General features: G+C 72.2%; 17 protein-coding genes. 5 read left to right on the forward strand and 12 right to left on the reverse strand.

The features are described 5' to 3' along the window. Positions 1-38: 38 nt before the first annotated feature. Positions 39-677, forward strand: a complete 639-nt coding sequence (locus ABZ857_RS00105; RefSeq protein ID WP_357034929.1) for a LysE family translocator — start codon at positions 39-41, stop codon at positions 675-677. 107 nt (positions 678-784) lie between these two features. Continuing rightward, the gene (locus tag ABZ857_RS00110; RefSeq protein WP_357034932.1) at positions 785-1,480 is read left to right on the forward strand and encodes a VC0807 family protein; all 696 of its coding nucleotides are present in this window, start codon (positions 785-787) and stop codon (positions 1,478-1,480) included. Here the strand turns inward: ABZ857_RS00110 and ABZ857_RS00115 are convergent. The 5 genes from ABZ857_RS00115 to ABZ857_RS00135 are packed head-to-tail and all read right to left on the reverse strand — an operon-like array spanning position 1,456 to position 7,773. After that, positions 1,456-3,042 (reverse strand): acyl-CoA synthetase, encoded by a 1,587-nt coding sequence (locus ABZ857_RS00115; RefSeq protein ID WP_357034935.1) that lies wholly within the window; start codon positions 3,040-3,042, stop codon positions 1,456-1,458. The two genes, ABZ857_RS00110 and ABZ857_RS00115, sit on opposite strands and share 25 nt — an antisense overlap. A gap of 18 nt (positions 3,043-3,060) precedes the next feature. Continuing rightward, a complete protein-coding gene (locus ABZ857_RS00120) occupies positions 3,061-4,209 on the reverse strand; it encodes a thiolase domain-containing protein (RefSeq protein WP_357034938.1) in 1,149 nt (382 codons plus the stop codon). 9 nt (positions 4,210-4,218) lie between these two features. Next, positions 4,219-5,259, reverse strand: a complete 1,041-nt coding sequence (locus ABZ857_RS00125; protein ID WP_357034941.1) for a lipid-transfer protein — start codon at positions 5,257-5,259, stop codon at positions 4,219-4,221. Then, entirely contained in the window at positions 5,259-6,188 is a 930-nt protein-coding gene (locus ABZ857_RS00130) for an OB-fold domain-containing protein (protein ID WP_357034944.1), read from the reverse strand. Before ABZ857_RS00130 ends, ABZ857_RS00125 begins: the two co-directional genes overlap by 1 nt. Positions 6,189-6,225: 37 nt before the next feature. Next, a complete protein-coding gene (locus ABZ857_RS00135) occupies positions 6,226-7,773 on the reverse strand; it encodes an acyl-CoA synthetase (RefSeq protein ID WP_357034947.1) in 1,548 nt (515 codons plus the stop codon). Between the two features lie 358 nt (positions 7,774-8,131). Between ABZ857_RS00135 and ABZ857_RS00140 the strand changes: the two genes are divergently transcribed. Beyond that, positions 8,132-8,947 (forward strand): crotonase/enoyl-CoA hydratase family protein, encoded by an 816-nt coding sequence (locus ABZ857_RS00140; protein ID WP_357034950.1) that lies wholly within the window; start codon positions 8,132-8,134, stop codon positions 8,945-8,947. 4 nt (positions 8,948-8,951) lie between these two features. Here ABZ857_RS00140 and ABZ857_RS00145 read toward each other — a convergent pair whose 3' ends face one another. From ABZ857_RS00145 to ABZ857_RS00160, 4 genes are all read right to left on the reverse strand, one after another. Continuing rightward, a complete protein-coding gene (locus tag ABZ857_RS00145; protein ID WP_357034952.1) occupies positions 8,952-10,133 on the reverse strand; it encodes a damage-control phosphatase ARMT1 family protein in 1,182 nt (393 codons plus the stop codon). A gap of 86 nt (positions 10,134-10,219) precedes the next feature. After that, complete coding sequence (locus ABZ857_RS00150; RefSeq protein ID WP_357034955.1) at positions 10,220-10,675, reverse strand: VOC family protein; 456 nt, start codon at positions 10,673-10,675, stop codon at positions 10,220-10,222. A gap of 91 nt (positions 10,676-10,766) precedes the next feature. Then, positions 10,767-11,651 carry a LysR family transcriptional regulator gene (locus ABZ857_RS00155; protein WP_357034958.1) on the reverse strand — a complete coding sequence of 295 codons (885 nt, stop codon included), beginning with the start codon at positions 11,649-11,651 and terminating at the stop codon, positions 10,767-10,769. A 102-nt stretch (positions 11,652-11,753) separates the two neighbouring features. Next, entirely contained in the window at positions 11,754-12,869 is a 1,116-nt protein-coding gene (locus tag ABZ857_RS00160) for a nitronate monooxygenase family protein (RefSeq protein WP_357034961.1), read from the reverse strand. Between the two features lie 228 nt (positions 12,870-13,097). On the opposite strand from ABZ857_RS00160, the gene ABZ857_RS00165 reads away from it, so the two are divergent. Further along, on the forward strand, positions 13,098-14,060 hold the full coding sequence (locus ABZ857_RS00165; protein WP_357034964.1) for a LysR family transcriptional regulator: 963 nt from the start codon (positions 13,098-13,100) through the stop codon (positions 14,058-14,060). 202 nt (positions 14,061-14,262) lie between these two features. Next, a complete protein-coding gene (locus tag ABZ857_RS00170) occupies positions 14,263-15,408 on the forward strand; it encodes a S1 family peptidase (RefSeq protein ID WP_357034967.1) in 1,146 nt (381 codons plus the stop codon). A 59-nt stretch (positions 15,409-15,467) separates the two neighbouring features. Here ABZ857_RS00170 and ABZ857_RS00175 read toward each other — a convergent pair whose 3' ends face one another. The 3 genes from ABZ857_RS00175 to ABZ857_RS00185 are packed head-to-tail and all read right to left on the reverse strand — an operon-like array spanning position 15,468 to position 18,530. After that, positions 15,468-16,241 carry a decaprenylphospho-beta-D-erythro-pentofuranosid-2-ulose 2-reductase gene (locus ABZ857_RS00175; RefSeq protein WP_357034970.1) on the reverse strand — a complete coding sequence of 258 codons (774 nt, stop codon included), beginning with the start codon at positions 16,239-16,241 and terminating at the stop codon, positions 15,468-15,470. 10 nt (positions 16,242-16,251) lie between these two features. Continuing rightward, complete coding sequence (locus ABZ857_RS00180) at positions 16,252-17,637, reverse strand: FAD-binding oxidoreductase (protein WP_357034973.1); 1,386 nt, start codon at positions 17,635-17,637, stop codon at positions 16,252-16,254. Beyond that, entirely contained in the window at positions 17,616-18,530 is a 915-nt protein-coding gene (locus ABZ857_RS00185) for a decaprenyl-phosphate phosphoribosyltransferase (protein WP_357036188.1), read from the reverse strand. The genes ABZ857_RS00180 and ABZ857_RS00185 overlap by 22 nt, the downstream gene beginning before the upstream one ends. Between the last annotated feature and the right edge of the window lie 32 nt (positions 18,531-18,562).

Genomic DNA, 18,562 nt, shown 5'->3' on the forward strand with positions numbered 1-18,562 from the left:
CGTGCCGGAACGGGCGCGATGTCCGTACCATCCCGAGCATGCCGACTCTGCCCACGCTCGCCCTGTTCGCGGCCGCCACGCTGGCGCTGCTCCTGGTCCCCGGACCCGCCGTGCTCTACATCGTCACCCGCAGCGTGGCCCAGGGCCGTACGGCGGGGCTGGTGTCGGTCCTCGGCGTCCACGCGGGGTCGCTGGTCCACATCGCCGCCGCGGCGTTCGGGATCACCGCGTTGCTCGCCGCCTCGGCCACGGCGTTCGCCGTCGTGAAGTACCTGGGCGCGGCCTACCTCGTCTACCTGGGAATCCGCAAGCTCGTGCGGCGGACGGAGGCGGAGGACGCCGAGGTCAAGGTGGCCTCGCCCCGCCGGCTGTTCGGCGAGGGATTCGTGGTCAACGTGCTGAACCCCAAGACGGCCATGTTCTTCCTCGCGTTCCTGCCGCAGTTCGTCGATCCGGCACGCGGTCCCGTGGCCCCGCAGGTGCTCGTGCTCGGGGCCGTGTGGGTCGCGCTCGGCATGGCCAGCGACGGCTCGTACGCGCTGCTGGCCTCGGTCCTGGCCGGGCGGCTGCGCTCCTCGGCGCGGGCCCGGCGGCGGCTCGACCGGGGTAGCGGGGTCGTCTACCTCGGCCTCGGCGCCGTGGCGGCGCTCGCGACCGAGGGCGCCAGGAAGCTCTGACGACGACCGGGACATTTGTACTGCCGCAATCGGGATCGCTGAATCTGCCCGGCTCCTCCGGCTTTCGAGACGCTTGACGCGCACACGGAGACGCACCGGAGGAGCCGATGACGCAGACCCTCACCGCCCCGGCGAGAGCCGCGCAGCCCCGGCGGGGCAACCTCCGCAAGACGCTCATGCCGCTGGCGCTCGACGTCGCCGCGCCGATGGCGTGCTACTACCTCCTGCACGGCGCGTTCGGTATGAGCGAGGTGGTCGCGCTGGCCGTGAGCGGCGTGATCCCGGCCGTCCGGGTGGTCGCCGGGATCGTCGGGGACCGCACCCTCAACGGGCTCGCCGGGCTGACGCTGGCGGTGAACGTGGCGGGCATCGCGCTGAGCTTCGTCACCGGCGACGCCCGCATGATGATCGCCAAGGACTCCGGCCTCAGCGGCGTGCTGAGCCTGGCGATCATGCTCTCGGCGTTCACCCGCCAGCCGGTGATGACGGCGGGCATGCGCCCGTTCATCACCAAGGGAAACGCGGCGAAGGAGGCCGCCTGGGACCGGCTCGCGGAGCGGTCGGCCCGGTTCCGCCGGGCCGAGCGGAGGTTCAGCGGCATCTGGGGCGGCGTGCTGCTCGCCGAGTGCGTGGCCCGGCTGATCGGCGCGTTCACGCTGCCGGTGTCCACCATGGTCTGGCTGTCCAACGTGATGCTGATCGCCGCCATCGTGGTGGGGCTCGTGCTCGCGGGCGCGTTCGCCTCCGGGCCGATCCAGATGATGGTCAACAAGGAGGCCTACCGCGCGGCGGCGGCCACCTGACCGGCCCACCGGTAGTCGGCCTTGCCGGCCGGGGAGCGGACGATCTCCTCCACGAACGCGTACGTCCTCGGCACCTTGTAACCCGACAGCCGGCTGCGGCAGTGGGCGTCGAGCTGCTGCGCCGTCGGCGCGGTGCCGCCGTATGGCTGGACGACGGCCGCGACCCGCGAGCCCCAGCGTTCGTCGGGGATGCCGGTGACCACGGCGTCGAAAACGGCGGGGTGCCCCTTGAGCACCGCCTCGACCTCCTCGGGGAAGACCTTCTCCCCGCCGGTGTTGATGCACTGGGAGCCGCGGCCGAGGATGCGGATCGTGCCGTCCTCCTCGACCGTGGCGAGGTCGCCGGTGAGCAACCACCGGACGCCGTGGGCGTCGGTCACGAACGTGCGGGCGGTCTTGTCCGGGTCGTTGTGGTAGCCGGACGCGATCCGGCCGGTCCTGGCCACCGTGCCGATCCGCCCCGAGCCCGGCTCGACCGGGGTGAGCGTCTCGTCCAGCACGGCCACGGAGGCGCCCGCGTTGGGCCGGTAGCGCAGGCCCGTCTCGGGCGACGACCCGTCGACGGCGGACGCCGTGTAGCCGGACTCGGTCGAGCCGAAGTTGTCGAGGATCATCCTGCCGGGCAGCAGTTCCTCCAGCCGGGCGCGTACGGCCCCGCTGAGGATCGCCCCGGTCGAGCTGAGCGCGAACAGCGACGACAGGTCGTAGGACCCGGCGGCGATGTGGTCGGCGAGCGGGCGGGCCATCGCGTCGCCGGTGATGTTCAGGCTGACGACCTTCTCCCGCTCGATCGCGCGCAGCACGGCGGCCGCGTCGAACCTGCGGACGTACACCATCGTGCCGCCCATCCACCAGGCGATGAAGGTGCCCACCTGCGCGGCGCCGTGCATCAGCGGGGCCGCCGTCATCATGACCAGCGGGGACGCCGCGGCGCTCGCCTGCTCGATCACCGCCTCCGGCGTCTTCAGCGGCTCGCCGTACGGGTTGCCGCCGCCGAAGGCGTAGAACAGGTCCTCCGACCGCCACATCACGCCCTTGGGCATGCCGGTCGTGCCACCGGTGTAGATGACGTACACGTCGTCGCCGGACCGGGGCGGGAATCCCCTGCCCTCTGGCTGCCCCGCCACCGCCTCCTCGTACGGCACCGCGCCCGGCACGGCGGTGGGGCCGCCGACGGCGACGAGGTGACGCAGCCCGGGGACCTGCGCGGCCACGGCCGCGACCCGGTCGTCGAACTCCACGTCGAACACCAGGGCCGCGACGCCGGAGTCCCGGTAGAGATAGAGCAGCTCCGACTCGACGTACCGGTAGTTGACGTTGACCGGCACGGCCCGCAGCTTCAACGTCGCCAGCAGGGCCGCGACGTACTCCACGCCGTTGTAGAGCTGCATGCCCACGTGCGTGCCGTGGCCGACGCCGTGCGCGGCCAGGTGGTGGGCGAGGCGGTTGGCGTGGGCGTCGAGCTCGGCGTAGGTCAGGCGGTCGTCGCCGCAGACCACCGCGACGCGGTCCCCGATGGCGTCGGCGAGCCCCTCGAAAAGATCGGCGTGGTTGAACTCCATCCGGCGGACCTCCCGCGCTCAGGGTTTACTGCTGCCGACGATCCACATCGCGAAGAACTGGGCGCCTCCGCCGTACGCGTGGCCGAGCGCGAGGCGCGCCCCCTCAACTTGGTGCTCCCCCGCCATGCCCCGCACCTGGAGCGCCGCCTCGGCGAAGCGGATGAGGCCGGAGGCGCCGATCGGGTTGGACGACAGCACGCCGCCGGAGGCGTTCCACGGGGTGTCGCCGTCGAGGGCCGTGCATCCGGCCTCGGTGAGCTTCCAGCCCTCCCCCTCGGGGGCGAAGCCGAGGTTCTCCAGCCACATCGGCTCGTACCAGGAGAACGGGACGTACACCTCGGCGACGTCGATCTCCCGGCGCGGGTCGGTGACGCCGGCCTGGCGGTAGACGTCGGCGGCGCAGTCGCGGCCGGCCCGCGGGCTGACGACGTCGCGGCCCGCCACCATGATGGGCTCCGAGCGCATCGCCGTGCCGTGGATCCAGGCGGGCGTGCCGGTCACCTTGTCCTCGGCGGCGAGCACGATCGCGCAGGCGCCGTCCGACGACGGGCAGGTCTCCAGGTAGCGGATCGGCTCCCACAGCATCGGGGTCGACTCGACCATCTCCCGGTTGATCCCGGGGATGCGCAGGTGGGCGTACGGGTTCTTCAGCGCGTTCAGCCGGTCCTTGACCGCGACCAGCGTGCCGATGTGGTCCGGCGCGCCCGACCTGCGCATGTACTCCCTGATGTGCGGCGCGAAGTAGCCGCCCGCCCCCACGACCAGGGAGGCGTTGAAGGGCAGGTGCGTGGACAGGGCCCAGGTGGCGTTCGACTCCGACTGCTTCTCGAAGGCGACCACCAGCACCCGCCCGTGCACGCCGCCCTGGACCAGCGAGGCGCCGACCAGCGCGGTCGAGCCGCCGACCGAGCCCGCCGTGTGCACGCGCATCACCGGCTTGCCGGCCGCGCCGAGCGCGTCGGCGAGGTACGCCTCCGGCATCATCACGCCCTCGAACAGGTCGGGGGCCTTGCCGATGACGACCGCGTCGATGTCGGCGAACGTCAGGCCGGCGTCCTCCAGTGCCCGCAGGGCGGCCTCGCGGACCAGCCCGGCCAGCGACACGTCCCGCCGTCTGGTCTGGTAGCGGGTCTGGCCCACGCCGATGACGGCACAGCGGTTTCCCACGGCGACTCCCTACGCGGACGTTTCGAGCACGGCGACTTCGAGCACGGCGACGAGGTTCTGCTGCAGGCACGGGCCCGAGGTGGCGTGTGCCACCGTGCGGTCCGCCGCGGCGTCGAGGATCCGCCGGGCCGCCTCCCCGATCCGGATCAGGCCGGTGGCCATGACCGGGTTGGCGGCGAGCGGCCCGCCCGACGGGTTGACCGTCACATCGGCGGACAGACCGAGCGCCTCGCGCAGGATCGGCTCCTCGTGGCTGAACTGGGTGTGCAGCTCCGCCACGTCGACCGGGCCCTTGTCCACCCCGGCCGCCCGGCCCGCCTCGGCCGTGGACACCGACCGGGCGAGGTCGCGCATGCCCAGGTAATGGGGCTCGGCGCGGTGCGCGATGCCGCTGATCCAGGCGGGCCGCCCGGCCAGCTCGCGGGCGCGGTCCCCGGCGGCCAGCACCACGGCCGCCGCACCGTCCGTGACCGGCGCGACGTCGTACGGCCGCAACGGCTCGACCTCGAACTCCTCCCCTGATGGGTCGGGCAGGTCGAGGGCGTAGGGGTTGGCCCGGCCGTCCGCCCGGCTGCGCCGCACGATCTCGTCCAGCGCCGCTCTGTCCGCGTTCACCGCTGCGGCCTGCAGCGCGGCGTACGACACCTGGTCGAGCCCGAGCGGCGCCAGATAGTACGGGTCGAGCTGGAGCGTCATGATCTCCCGGATGTCCGACATCGACGACTTGCCGAAGCCGTAGACCAGGGCGGTGTCGATGTCGCCGTGCTGGAGCCGCACCCACGCCTCGTACAGCGCGAAGGCGCCGTCCATCTCGACGTGGCTCTCGCTGATGGGCGGCCAGGCGCCGACCGCGTCGAGCGCCGAGACGAACGAGAACGGCGCGCCGGCCAGGTAGTCGCACGAGCCGGAACACGTGAAGCCGAACCTCTTCAGCCCGGTCGCCCGCTTGACCTCGTCGATGACCGGCAGCAGCAGCTCCGGCTCGGCCAGCCCGGTGTCGTGACCGGTGTGGACGGTCTGGGCGAAGGCGACGACGGCGACCTCGCGCATCAGGCACCACCTCCCGGGGGCTCGTCCAGGTCGGCGTCCAGGTCGGCGTCCGGCTCGCCGGTCGGCTCGAACCACTTCACGTTGGTCATCGACAGCGTCCGTTCCTCGGGCGGCACCCACACGGCGCGCACCCGCATGCCCTGCCGCACCTCGTGCGCCGGCACCCCGCCGATCAACGCGATCATCGGGGTGTCCGCGCCGTCCAGCAGCACGTACGCGGAGACGAACGGCACCTCGGGGGCCCGGGGGTCGGGCAGGTTGTTGATCGCGAAGGTGGTGACCGTGCCGGTGTCGGCGACCTCCACCTCCTCCTCGACGACCGAGCCGCACGCGGGGCACGACTCGCGGTAGGGCACGTAGACGGCGGCGCACTCGGCGCACCGGCCGCCCACGAACCGCCCGTCGCGCACGCCCTCAAGGAACCGGGTGAGCGCCCGGCCCGGCGTGACGCGATACTCGGCGCGTACGGGCGCGATCAGCGAGGTGACCTCCGGCAGGAAGCACTCGATGTCCGTGATGTGCCCGGCGGTGGCGGCCCGCCAGCGCGGGCGCACCCGCAGCCCCGGCCGCAGCGCCTTCGGGCTCCCCGCGTCCACCGCGTGGACGAGGGCGGTGTCGGCGCCGTCGAGCCTGATCAGCGCCCAGGCGAACGGCCGGTCGAGCGGGTGACCGGGGCGCGGGGAGCCGACCCAGGCCCACGCCTGGACGGTCCCGGCCGGGCCGACCTCCACGTACTCATCGGTGGCCGACTCGCCCGTGTCCGGGTCGTACTCCAGCGGCGGCACCAGCACCCGTCCCCCGGCCGTACGGACCCCGACCAGCCGCCGGTCGCGCAGTTCGGTGAGGAACCGCCCGATGACGGGCCCGGTCGTCCGGGTGTAACCGCCGGGGAACTCCAGGACGTGCGTCGCGACCAGGTCGTCGGACATGTCAGATGGCACGATCCCTTCAGATGGCACGGTCCCTTCAGATGGCACGGTCCCTGCCTTCCCAGTAGGGGGCGCGGAGCTTGCGTTTGAGCAGCTTGCCGTTCGGCTCGCGGGGCATCTCGTCGATGAACTGGATCATGCTCGGCCACTTCATGTGGGCCAGGCGGCCCTCCAGCGACAGGACGATCTCCGCGGCCAGTTCCTGCCCGGGAACGGCGCCGGGCGCGGGCTCGATGACTGCCATGATCCGCTCGCCCCACTCGTCGTCCGGGATGCCGAACACGGCCACGTCCGCCACCTTCGGGTGGACCATGAGCTCCTTTTCGATCTCGGCCGGGTAGATGTTGGCCCCACCCGAAATGATCAGGTCGGCCTTGCGGTCGCAGAGGAACAGGAAGCCGTCCTCGTCCAGGTAGCCGATGTCGCCGACGGTGAAGTAATCGCGCAGCCGGTTGGCCGCGGTCTTCTCCGGGTCGCCCTTGTACTCGAAGGAGATGCCCATCTTCATGTAGACGGTGCCGGGCGTGCCCGTGGGCACCGGGGCGAGCTCGTCGTCCACGATCAGCAGCTCGCTGCCCGGCCAGGCCTTTCCGACCGTGCCCGGCCGCTTCTTCCAGTCCTCGGGGGTGGCGATCGTGCCGCCGCCCTCGGTGGCGGCGTAGTACTCGTAGATCACGTCGCCCCACCACTCCAGCATCTGCCACTTGACCGGCACCGGGCAGGGCGCGGCGGCGTGGATCATCCACCGCAGCGACGACAGGTCGTAGGAGCGCCGCGTCTCCTCGGGCAGCGACAGCAGCCGTTTGAAGTGCGTCGGCACCAGGTGGGAGTTCGTCACACGGTGGCGCTCGCACAGGCGCAGGGTCTCCTCCGCGTCCCACTTGTCCATGAAGACGAGCGTGTGCCCCATGTGCAGCGCCGTACCGGCGAACTGGGTGACCGCCGTGTGATAGCTCGGAGAGGTGACCAGGTGGGCGTTCGGCCGGCCCGGCGTCACGCCGAACAGCCGCAGCAGCCCCGTCATCAGCTCGGCGGAGTCGTCGGGGTCGAGGCCGGTGAGCGCGCGGCGCACGCCCTTCGGCCTGCCGGTGGTGCCGGAGGTGTAGTGCATGGTGGCCCCGGCCGTACGGTCGGGGGGCATGGTGTCCGGCCTGCCGTCGGTCAGCTCGGCCACCGGCCGGAAGCCCTCGACCTCGCCGTACGCGAAGCACCGGTCGGCGGCGATTCCCGCCTCCTGTGCGCCCCTGACGGCCTCCGCGGCGTACCGCTCGTGGGCGAAGAACGCGGCGGCCTCGCTGTCGGCGACGATGTAGCCGATCTCGGGCCCGGTGAGGTGCCAGTTGACCGGCGTGTAGTACCACCCGGCCTGCAGGGCGGCGAGGTAGAGCACGAGGCCGTCCGCGCCGTTGGGCAGCAGGCCGCAGATGCCGTCCCCGGGGCGCAGGCCCAGCTCGCGCAGGCCGTGCACCAGGCGGTTGGCTCTGGCGAGCAGTTCGCCCGCGGGATGTTCCGTTCCGTCCGGATCGACCGCGGCGATCCACGCCGGGTCGGCCTGCGCGAGCCTCCAGAAACCGAGTGAGCCCATATGCCAGCTCCTTATGCGGCTGTGTTTCCCGCTCACCATCGGGGCGCTCACTTCCGCCTGGTCGAGCCGAAGGAACGCAATGAGCACGTCCCTCGTCGCGCTTGGTCGCTTCGCTCCCGCGCGCTCCTCAGTCCAGATCGGCGGCGCGCCCCTCCGGATCGCTCGTGCTCCGCAACCGGGCGTCCGCGGCGTGAGCGGCCCCGGAGTGAAGCACGCCGGCACGACGCTGACAAGACCTGGCAATGCGGAGCGACTCAGATGAGAATCGGTTCTAGTTCTTGCGGGCAGACTAACCCCGCGCGCCATGTCTAACAAGCGTTTGATCGAATCGGTGACGCCGCCCCGATGGAGGACACCTGTGGAGCTCCTGCCCATCAGCACCCCGCACTGCCGGATCGAGCGCGACGGTCACGTGGTGATCGTCACGATGGACCGGCCCGAGGCCAGGAACGCGCTCTCACAGGACATGCTGGTGGGGCTCGCCGAGGCCTGGCAGTACATCTCGGACGAGCCTGAGGTGCGGGTCGGCATCCTCACCGGCGCGGGCGGCACGTTCTGCGCCGGGGCCGACCTCAAGGCCATGGGCACGCCGTCCGAGGACGAACGCGTGCGCCGCCGGGCCGCCGAGATCCCCGACTACCACTGGAAGGGCCTGCTACGGGATCCCAAGGCGCTGCCGTCCAAACCGATCGTGTGCGCGGTCGAGGGGTACGCCGTGGCGGGCGGCACCGAGCTGCTCGTCGGCACCGACCTGCGCGTGGCCGGCGAGAGCGCCACGCTCGGGCTGTTCGAGGCCCGGCGGGCGCTGTTCCCGATGGGCGGCAGCGCCGTACGGCTGCCGCGCCAGATCCCGTACGCGTTCGCCATGGACGTGCTGCTCACCGGCCGGGCGGTCACGGCGGCCGAGGCGCTCGCGATGGGCATGGTCAACCGGGTCGTGCCGGACGGCCAGGCACTCGCGGCGGCCCGGGAACTCGCCGGCCAGGTGGCCGCCTGCGGACCGCTGGCCGTCCAGGCGATCCTGCGCGCCTACCGCGAGACGCTGGGCATGCCGGAGGCCGAGGCGTTCAAGGTCTCCGACGCGATCGGCTGGCCGGTCATCGGCTCCGAGGACGCCAAGGAGGGCTCCCGCGCCTTCCGCGACAAGCGCCCGCCGGTGTATCAGGGCCGATAGCCGTTCAGGGGCGGGCCTGGACCATGGCGTGGGTGCCGGTGGTACGCCACGGGCGGCCGGCCGCGTCCAGTTCCGCCAGCGTCCGCTCCGGCACGCCGGCGAGCGCGTCCGACTTCAGCGTGCGGAGCGCGACGACCGACCCGGGGAAGTAGGCGGTGACCTCGGCGAACGGCGTGGTCGCCGGCCACATCCGGTCGCCGACGAGCCGCCGGTAGTTCAGGTCGCCCTTCATGACGGTCAGGGAGGCCGACGCGAACTCCTCCCGCAGGTCGTCCGGCATGTCCGAGTAGGGCAGCGGAGCGCAGGCGAAGGGATGCGCCCGCAGCGTGAGACGTCCCTCCTCGATCGCGCCCCAGAGGCGGGCCCCCGCCTCTCCGGCCCGGCCGGGGGCCGCGGCGAGCCGCCGCAGGCACGCGAGCACGTCGGCCGGGGTGGCGTCGGACACGAAGTACGGAACCGGTTTGACGTGCAGGACGACCTCGCCCGCGAGCCCGTGGCCGAGGAGGTGGTCGGCCAGCACGAGATCGGGCAGCAGTTCGCGCCCCGCGTTGTCGGCGACCAGGCAGATCCTTCCCGGCGCGGCGGCCTCGATCAGCGACCACAGCAGCGGGCGGTCGTCCACCACCAGGTCTGCCGCCCTCTCGTGGTCGCCCTTGAGGGTGACGCCGAAGGACAGGTCGGCGCGGTTGCCCCAGAGCGAGCCGAGCAGCAGCGCCTCGGCCCGCTCGCCCGGGGGAAGCGTCGCCGTCTCGTCGAGCGCCGCCAGCTCCCCGTCCACGACCGGGCCGTCGAGTTCGGCCTGCTTCATCGGGCCGAACGGATCGATCCCGCGCCACGGACCGTCGCCGAAGTATCCGGTGGCCTCCAGCAGCTTCCGGTAGAAGTAGCTCTCGCCCCACAGGAACGGCACGTCGACGTAGCGGCGGCCGATCTTGCCGCGCCCCCACTCGGCCCAGGCGGCGCCGTCGTGCGCCGACGGCTCCAGCGGCTCCATGACGTCGCGCACGACCTCGTCGAGCAGCCGGTCGAGCGCGCGCCGCCGGTCCGGCGTGTACGGCAGCGCCCGCGCGACCTGGCGGACGAGCACGGGATGCCGTTCCCTGAAGACGCTCAGGGCATAGGAGCCGGGGACGTTCCCCATGATGGGCGGGGCGTCCGCCACGGTCTCGTCGCGGGCACCACTCATCCCGGCATCCTCCCTCGGCTCGCAGGACCGCACCGCCAGTAAAGTCAGGACGATTGACGGGATCCCTTCCGATCATATGGTGGCCATCAGAGGTCCACCGTTGACGCGGCCTCCTGCAGCTCCTGTGCGTTCATGTCGGTGACGCGGCTGGCGAAGAACCAGGAGTGGCCGAACGGGTCCTCCACCTCGATCTGCAGATCGCCGTGGAACTGCATCTCCAGCGGCCGGATGACGCGCGCTCCGGCAGCTATGGCCCGCTCGGCGAACGTCTCGACGTCCGGCACGAAGACCAGCAGGTTGACCGGTGTGCCGCCGATCGTCTTCGGGCTGCGGAAGCGGTATTCGGGGTATTCGTCGCGCAGCATGAAGACCGCCTCGCCGATCCGGAATTCGGCGTGAGCGATCTTGCCGCCCTGCCGCGGGATCTCGATGCTCACCTCCGCGCCGAAAGCCCTTTTGTAGAAATCGATGGCCGCCCTGGCGTCGTGCACGTTGAGGTAGGGGACGCCGCCCTTGTACTCCCGGGGGATGGGGTTGGTCATGATGTGCTCCTCTCGTCGTTGGCGTCTCCATCCTCGGCAGCCCGTCTACCTGCGACAACGACGAGATCCGCAACGATCGTTAACCTCCGGGTCAGCGATCGAGCTCCGTGCGGAGGACCGTGATGAACGAACGCACCCTGCTGGTCTGAGCGCCGGCCGGCCAGACCGGCCCGTACTCGATGGGTGGCAGGTCGGCGATGGGCACGTAGACGATGTCGGGCCGGGCGTGGTAGCGAGTGGCCTGGTTGCCCACCACGGCCATCCCGGCGCCGCCGCTGACCAGCGTCAGCAACTCCTGCCGCGAGGTCATCACCTGCGTCCGCCGGATGGGACGCCCGCTGGGCGCCTGCGCCGGGATCAGCGCGTCGAGCAGATACTCGGGTGCGCCGGTGGGCGCGAGAACGGTGTCCCTGGTGAGGTCCTCCACTGTGACGCTGTCCCGCCGCGCGAAGGGATGCCGGGAGGATACGGCCAGCATGCGCTTATCGCGCACCAGTGCCGGCCCGCTCGACAGGTCGGCCTCACGCACGGGCAGTTCGGTGATCTGCACGTCGAGTTCGCCGGCTCGCAACGCGCCGAACGCATCCGACAGGTGCACCTCGCGGATGCGCACCTCGCATTCCGGATGACGAGTGCGGAACACCTCGGCGGCGGCCATGATGGCATCCCCCACCAGCGGGCTGGAAAAGCCCACCCGCACGATCCCGGAGAAGCCGCGCCCTGCGGCGACGGCCTTGGCGATGCCCTCTTGTATGCGTTGATAGCCGGCCTGCACATCCTCGCGCAGCGCACTGCCGACCGGGGTCAGTGCCACCTGGCGGCTGGTGCGCCGGAACAGCTCCACACCGAACCGGCGCTCCAGCCGCTTGATCGTCTGACTGACGCGGGCACCGCTGACGCCCAGCCGCTCGGCCGTACGGGTGAAATGCAGTTCCTCGGCCAGGGTCAGAAAGATCTCTATGTCACGCCGTTCCATAACCGGCAGGTTAGCGATCCGCCGCTGATGCCAAACGAGCTGTGAATGGCAGCGGCAGAGGTGCGGGGAGCGGGCGCGCGAGGGGCCCTGCCGCCCGCGGCGTCACCCGTCGCCGGTGATGCGGCCGAGGCGCTCCATGGCCTCGATGTACTCCTCCACCATCTCGAAGACGACCTGTCCGGCCGGCTTGACCTGGTTCATCGCGCCGATGATCTGACCGGCGGGGAACGTGGCCAGCTCGGTCGCGTCCGACCTGCCGATCCGCCGCAGCGCGTCGGAGATCAGCATGAACTGCAGCGGCATCGGCAGCGTGCCGGGCGACTCGGCCGACTCCCACGCGTCGGTCCACTCGTTCTTCAGCAGGCGGGCGGGCTTGCCGGTCCAGCTCCGTGACCTGACCGTGTCGCGGGAGGTGGCCGCGATGATGCGCTGCCGCACGGTCTCGGAGGTGTCGGCCTCCTCCACGGCCAGCCAGATCGAGCCGGTCCAGACGCCTTCGGCGCCGAGCGCCATGCCCGCGGCCATCTGGCGGCCGGAGCCGATGCCGCCCGCGGCCAGGACCGGCACGTCCACCGCGTCCACCACCTGCGGGATCAGCACCATCGTGGAGATCTCGCCGGTGTGGCCGCCCGCCTCGGTGCCCTGCGCCACGACGACGTCCACCCCGACCTCGACCTGCTTGATCGCGTGCCGGGGCGTGGAGGCGAGCGCGGCCACCTTCGCGCCCTTCGCGTGCGCCTGCTCCACGACGTCGGCGGGCGGCGGGCCGAGGGCGTTGGCGAGCAGCGCGATGGGATGCCGGAGCGCGACCTCGACCTGCGGCCGTGCCGTCGCGTCGGTCCAGCCGAGCAGCACCTTGCCGGAGTCGGAGCCGTCCAGCGGCGGCACACCGTGGCGGGCCAGCAGGTCCTCCACGAAGGCCCGGTGCCCCTGCGGGATCATCCCCTGCAGCCGCGCCACCAGTTCGGCCGGGGAGTCCACGTCGAGGTCCGCCCCCTCGTAGGAGGCGGGCATCACAACGTCCACGCCGTACGGACGGCCGTCCACGTGGTCGTCGATCCACTTCAGCTCGATCTCGAGCTCTTCGGGGGTGAAGTACAGGGCGCCGAGCACCCCCATGCCGCCGGCGCGGCTGACCGCGGCGACGACGTCCCGGCAGTGGCTGAAGGCGAAGATCGGGAACTCGATACCGAACATGTCGGTGACACGTGTCCGCATGCCTCGAACGTACGACGGCCCTCAGCGAACTGCAACGCGTTCTAGTAATCCGCTTTGCATGGGTTCCTACCAGCCGGTAACTCAGCGGGAATGGATGGGGCCACAACTCTAGCGAGAACACGTTCCAGAGCATTGGGACGGCCGATGACAGCCGTGACTCACCGTTAAAGTCAGATTTCATGACAAGGCGGGATTGCGGCCATACCACCGGGGTCGTACCGTCCCCCTATGGATCTGGAGATCCGGCACCTGAGAATCGTGCACGCGGTCGCCGAAGCCGGGAGCGTCACGAAAGCGGCCACCCGGCTCGGCCTCGCCCAACCGTCGCTCACCGCTCAGCTCAAGCGCATCGAGCGCTCACTCGGGGGTCCGCTGTTCGAACGCGACCGCAACGGCGCCCGTCCCACTCCTCTCGGCGAGATGGTGCTGTCCCGCGCCCGGGTGCTGCTGCCCGCCGTACGGGACCTCCAAGAGGACGCGGTGCGGTTCGCCAACACCTCCGTCAAACTGCCCGGCTATCGCATCGGCGCGACGAACGGGCCCATACTCGGCGGGCTCGTCGAGCGCCTGACCGCCGGCCAGCCGGGCATCCCCGTCACCACCCGCACGTCCTGGTCGGCCAGTGAGCTGACCGCGCTCGCGGTGGCCGGCCGGCTCGACTTCGTGCTGCTCGGGACGTGCGGCGACAGCCCGCCTCCCCCGGCCGAGGCGATGAACTGGACCACGGTCGGCACCGACCCGGTCTTCGTGCTCCTGTCCGAGGACCACCCCCTCGCGGGAGAGAAGGAACTGGAGCTGTCCAGCCTCGCCGGCGGACACTGGACGGTCGCACCCGGCGACGGCTGCTTCGCCGACTGCTTCGCCGCCGCCTGCGCGCGGGCCGGGTTCGTCCCCGAGTCCATCTACGAGACGGACGTCGCGACCTGCCTGCACCTGGTCGGGGTCGGCAAGGCGGTCGCCCTGTGCCAGGCCACCTTCCGGCTCACCTCCGGGCTCGTCATGATGCCGCTGGCCGGGGCGCCGCTGCGCTGGCGGCACCTGCTCGGCTGGCACGGCGACTCGATCGGCGCGCGGGCCGCCGCCCCGCTCGTCGCCGCCCACGCCCGGGCCGCGTACGCCGACGCGGTGCGGCGCAGCGCCCGCTACGCCGACTGGCTCGTCACCAACCCCGAATACGGCGCGATCCCCTGACACGCAGACGCGTACCGCCGTGCCTTCAGGCAGCTCGCTGTGCCCGCGTACGCCCGAGGTTCGGGGGCGGTTATTTCCGGGCCAGCGAATCCCCAGACGAGGGCGGTTCCATAACTCGGTGATAGGGGCGAATTGATAGATCCACCTGACAGCGGAGGTCGGTTACGTTGACGGCACCCCCCGAAGACAAGGAGAGCCCCACATGCTCCACAGACGCACCGTACTCGCCGGATGCGCTCTGGCCGTCACGGCCCTCGCCACGGTCGCCACCCCCGCCATGGCCGAGCCGAACAACTCTCCCGCCTCCTCCGCCGTCAAGCCCCCGCCCGCGATGGTGGACGCCATGCAGCGCGACCTCGGGCTCACCCCCGCCCAGGTCGACGCCCGCCTGGCCAACGAGGCGAAGGCCATGTCCACCGACGCCAGGGTCCGCGCCGCGATCGGTGACGCCTACGCCGGATCCTGGGTCTCCGGCGCCACCTCCGAGAGCTTCATCGTCGCCACCTCCGACGCCTCGAAGGCGGGCGCGGTGCTGGCCGCCGGCGCGCAGCCGAAGATCGTCAGCCGCAACCTCGCCGCGCTCGACTCCGCCGAGGCCGCGCTGGACCGCGCCGCCGCCAGTGCGCCCGCCTCCACGTCCGTCTGGTACGTCGACGTGCGCAGCAACAGCGTCGTCGTGCTGTCCTCCAACACGGCCGAGGCCGAGGCGTTCGTGGCCGCGAGCGGCGCCGACAAGTCGGCCGTACGCGTCGAGCAGTCCAACGAGCAGCCGCAGACCTTCTACAACCTTCAGGGCGGCGACGCGTACTACATCAACAGCTCCGCCCGCTGCTCCATCGGCTTCCCGGTGCGCAGGGGCAGCACGCCCGGCTTCGTCAGCGCCGGCCACTGCGGCCGCGCCGGCAACACCACGACCGGCTACAACCGGGTCGCGCAGGGCACCTTCCAGGGCTCCTCGTTCCCCGGCAACGACTACTCCTGGGTCTCGGTCAACAGCAACTGGACGCCCACGAACATCGTGTCGTACGGCAACGCGAGGGTGAGCGGCTCCAGCGTCGCCGCCGTCGGCTCCTCGATCTGCCGGGCCGGCTCGACCACCGGCTGGCACTGCGGCACCGTCCAGCAGCTCAACGCCAGCGTCCGCTACTCCCAGGGCACGGTCAGCGGCCTGACCCGGACCAACGTCTGCGCCGAGCCCGGTGACTCCGGCGGCTCGTTCATCTCGGGCAGCCAGGCCCAGGGCATGACCTCCGGCGGCTCGGGCAACTGCTCCTCCGGCGGCACCACCTACTTCCAGCCCGTCAACGAGGCCCTCTCGGTCTACGGACTGACGCTCGTCACCAGCTGATCCCAGCCGACCAGGAGGCTCCCCCGCCGGCCCGTTTCCGGGTTCGGCGGGGGAGCTGCTCAGCGGGGGAGCCTTCGCCATACGGGCCGGGGCAGCAGCCGCATGACGGCGAACGCGAGCCGCAGCCGCGCGGGAACCCACACGGTCCCCTTCCGCGTGTCCAGGGCCTCCACGACCGCGTCCGCGACCTCGGCCGCCGTCACCGACATCGGGGCGGGGGTCATCCCCCGCGTCATCCGGCCGATCACGAAGCCCGGCCGGACGACCACGACCCGGGCCCCGGAGCCGTGCAGCGCGTCGGCCAGCCCCTGGGCGAAGCCGTCGAGCCCGGCCTTGGCCGAGCCGTACACGAAGTTCGCCTTCCGCACCCGCACCCCGGCCACCGACGACAGCACGACGAGCGTGCCGTGGCCCTGCTCCCGCAGCCGCCGTGCGGCGGCCAGGCCGATCGAGACGTGGCCGCCGAAGTTGACCGCGACGTCGCGGGCGGCGGCCACCGGGTCGGCGTCGTAGACCGCCTGGCTGCCGAGCACGCCGAACGCCGGGATCACCACGTCGAGGTCGCCGACCCTGGCGGCGGCTTCCTCGATCAGGGCGGCGTGCGTCTCCGGGCGGGCGGCGTCGAACTCCAGCACGTGGACCTCGGCCCCGAGCCGTTCGAGGTCATCCACCGGCGCGGTGCCGCCGTCCTTCATGGACGCAGAGGCGTCACGCGCGGCGAGCACGACCCGGCGGGCGCCCCGCCGGACCAGGCGCTCCACGATCGCGAGGCCGATCTCGCTGCGCCCGCCGAGCAGCAGGACGGTGTCGACCGATCCCAGCGCGTTTCTCATCGCCACTCCTTCAGCACAGGCGCAGCCTACGGGCGAGGTCGGAGACGAAGACGCCGTCCGGGTCGGCCCGGCGCCGGATCTCCCGCCATTTCTCCAGCCGCGGGTACGTCGCGGCCATGGTGGCGGCCGACATCCGGGAGTCCTTGGCCAGGTAGAGGCGGCCACCGGCCGCGGCGACCCAGCCGTCGAACTCGGTCAGCATCGCGGCCAGCCCGCTCTGCCCGGCCGGGATGTCCAGGGCCAGCGTCCACCCCGGCATCGGGAACGACAGCATGCCGGGCGTCCCCGCCCCGAACCTCTTCAACACCGTCAGGAACGACAGGACCCCCGCACCGGACAGCCGCTCGACCACCCGGCGCAGCGTGTCCTCCGCCCCGAGCGGCACCACGAACTGGTACTGCACGAAGCCACGCGGGCCGTACATGCGGTTCCAGCCGCCCACACCGTCAAGCGGGTGGAAGAACGGCGCGATGCCCTGGACGACCCGGCGCGGGCCGGCGGAGGCCTTGCCGTACCAGGCGGCGTTGAAGGCCCGCACCGTGGCCCGGTTGAGCAGGCCGCCGGGCGCCCAGGGCGGGGCGGACAGCAGGGGCCGCGGCGCGAAGGCGAGCGGGTTGCCGCGCGCGCGGGCGGGCAGGTCGCCGGGCGCGGCGTGGTCCCCACGGGTGAGCACGCCCCGGCCCATCCGCCCGCCCCGCGCGAGCAGGTCGATCCACGCGACCGTGTAGCGGTGACCGTCGTCGGTCGCGGCCATCGTCTCCAGGGTCTGGTCGAGGTCGCGGGTGCGCTCGACGTCCACCCGCATCCACGCGGACTCGACCGGCACACACTGGAACGTCGCCTCGACGATGACGCCGGTCAGCCCCATGCCGCCCACGGTGGCCCAGAACAGGTCGTCGCCCGGTTCGAGCGTACGCACGCTTCCGTCGGCGGTGAGCAGGCGCAGCGAGCGCAGATGGGCCCCGAAGGAGGAGTCCACGTGGTGGTTCTTGCCGTGCACGTCGGCCGCGACGGCCCCGCCGACCGTGACGTACCGGGTGCCGGGGGTCACCGGCACGAACCAGCCGCGCGGGACGAGCGCGGTCATGAGGTCGTGCAGGCTGACCCCCGCCGACGCGGTGACGAGGCCCCCAGAGTCCAAGCGCCACGAGTCCAAGCGCCACGGGCCCGGGCCCCACGACGGCTCGAGCGCCGTGCAGTCGAGCACGAGCCCGCCCGCGTTCTGCGCGGCGTCGCCGTACGCGCGGCCGAGGCCGCGGGCCACGACCCCGCGCCGGCCCGCCTTCGCCACGAGTTCGGCGGCCTCCTCGGCGGTGCGCGGGCGGGCCACCGTCGCACGCGTGGGCGCGGTGCGCCCCCATCCCGTCAGCAGCGTCATGCCAGTTGGATACCGCATGCCAGCAGGATCAGCATCAGCGTGAGGAAGACCTGGAGCGGCCGGTCGCGCAGCACCAGTTCCTCGGGTTCCTCCCCCACCCCGCGGTCGACCAGCAGCGCGTGCCGCAGCACGACCAGCACGAACGGCACGATGCTGAGCGCGCAGAACGCCTTGGCCGGCCCGGTGTGCTCCTGGAGCGCCCACAGGCAGTAGGTGACGATCATCGCCCCCGAGGCCATGACGCGCACGTGACCGAGGTAGCTCGCGGTGTACGTCTCCAGCGTGGCCCGGGCGACCTGGCCGTCCCCTGGCCCGGCGCGGAGCTCGGCCTCCCGCTTGCCGGCCACCAGCAGCAGCGAGCCGAGCGAGACGACGACCAGGAACCAGCTCGTCACCGGCACGGCCACGGCGACCGCCCCCGCGTACGCGCGCACGACGTGGCAACCGGCCACCGCGACCAGGTCCACCACGGGCTGGTGCTTGAGCCAGAGGGTGTAGGAGAAGGTGAGCGCCAGATAGGCGGCCACGACGGCGGCGAGCGGCCACCCGCCCGCCAGCCCGGCGAGCAGGCCGGCCGCCAGCAGCACCGCGCCCGCGGTCCGCGCGAGCCGTACGGACACGATCCCGGCCGCGATCGGGCGCAGCCGCTTGCGCGGGTGGCGCCGGTCGGCGGCCACGTCGGCCGCGTCGTTGAAGAGGTAGGACCCCCCGGCGGCCAGGCAGAAGGCGGCGAACGCGACGAGCGAGCCGCGCAGTCCCGCCCCGGTGGTCAGCACGCCGGCGGCGGCCGGAGCGGCGAAGACGAGCGCGTTCTTGAGCCACTGCCGGGGCCGGCAGGCCCGCAGCAGCCCCGCCGCGCGCGAACGCCGGGAGGGGGTGCCCGCCGGAGGCGTCGCCACAGGCGGGCCCATCGGCGGGTTCAGCGCGCTGTCCCGCTTCACGG

The organism is Microbispora sp. NPDC046933 (genome assembly GCF_040644635.1).
Classification (GTDB): Bacteria; Actinomycetota; Actinomycetes; order Streptosporangiales; family Streptosporangiaceae; genus Microbispora.

What these genes read in the sequence shown, in the direction of transcription:
- ABZ857_RS00150 (WP_357034955.1), bottom strand. Translation starts at nt 10,675, where the DNA reads ATGACCAACCCCATCCCCCGGGAGTACAAGGGCGGCGTCCCCTACCTC.
- ABZ857_RS00130 (WP_357034944.1), bottom strand. Translation starts at nt 6,188, where the DNA reads ATGTCCGACGACCTGGTCGCGACGCACGTCCTGGAGTTCCCCGGCGGT.
- ABZ857_RS00105 (WP_357034929.1), top strand. Translation starts at nt 39, where the DNA reads ATGCCGACTCTGCCCACGCTCGCCCTGTTCGCGGCCGCCACGCTGGCG.
- ABZ857_RS00115 (WP_357034935.1), bottom strand. Translation starts at nt 3,042, where the DNA reads ATGGAGTTCAACCACGCCGATCTTTTCGAGGGGCTCGCCGACGCCATC.
- ABZ857_RS00165 (WP_357034964.1), top strand. Translation starts at nt 13,098, where the DNA reads ATGGATCTGGAGATCCGGCACCTGAGAATCGTGCACGCGGTCGCCGAA.
- ABZ857_RS00110 (WP_357034932.1), top strand. Translation starts at nt 785, where the DNA reads ATGACGCAGACCCTCACCGCCCCGGCGAGAGCCGCGCAGCCCCGGCGG.
- ABZ857_RS00175 (WP_357034970.1), bottom strand. Translation starts at nt 16,241, where the DNA reads ATGAGAAACGCGCTGGGATCGGTCGACACCGTCCTGCTGCTCGGCGGG.
- ABZ857_RS00170 (WP_357034967.1), top strand. Translation starts at nt 14,263, where the DNA reads ATGCTCCACAGACGCACCGTACTCGCCGGATGCGCTCTGGCCGTCACG.
- ABZ857_RS00185 (WP_357036188.1), bottom strand. Translation starts at nt 18,530, where the DNA reads ATGGGCCCGCCTGTGGCGACGCCTCCGGCGGGCACCCCCTCCCGGCGT.
- ABZ857_RS00180 (WP_357034973.1), bottom strand. Translation starts at nt 17,637, where the DNA reads ATGCGGTATCCAACTGGCATGACGCTGCTGACGGGATGGGGGCGCACC.
- ABZ857_RS00125 (WP_357034941.1), bottom strand. Translation starts at nt 5,259, where the DNA reads ATGCGCGAGGTCGCCGTCGTCGCCTTCGCCCAGACCGTCCACACCGGT.
- ABZ857_RS00145 (WP_357034952.1), bottom strand. Translation starts at nt 10,133, where the DNA reads ATGAGTGGTGCCCGCGACGAGACCGTGGCGGACGCCCCGCCCATCATG.
- ABZ857_RS00135 (WP_357034947.1), bottom strand. Translation starts at nt 7,773, where the DNA reads ATGGGCTCACTCGGTTTCTGGAGGCTCGCGCAGGCCGACCCGGCGTGG.
- ABZ857_RS00155 (WP_357034958.1), bottom strand. Translation starts at nt 11,651, where the DNA reads ATGGAACGGCGTGACATAGAGATCTTTCTGACCCTGGCCGAGGAACTG.
- ABZ857_RS00160 (WP_357034961.1), bottom strand. Translation starts at nt 12,869, where the DNA reads ATGCGGACACGTGTCACCGACATGTTCGGTATCGAGTTCCCGATCTTC.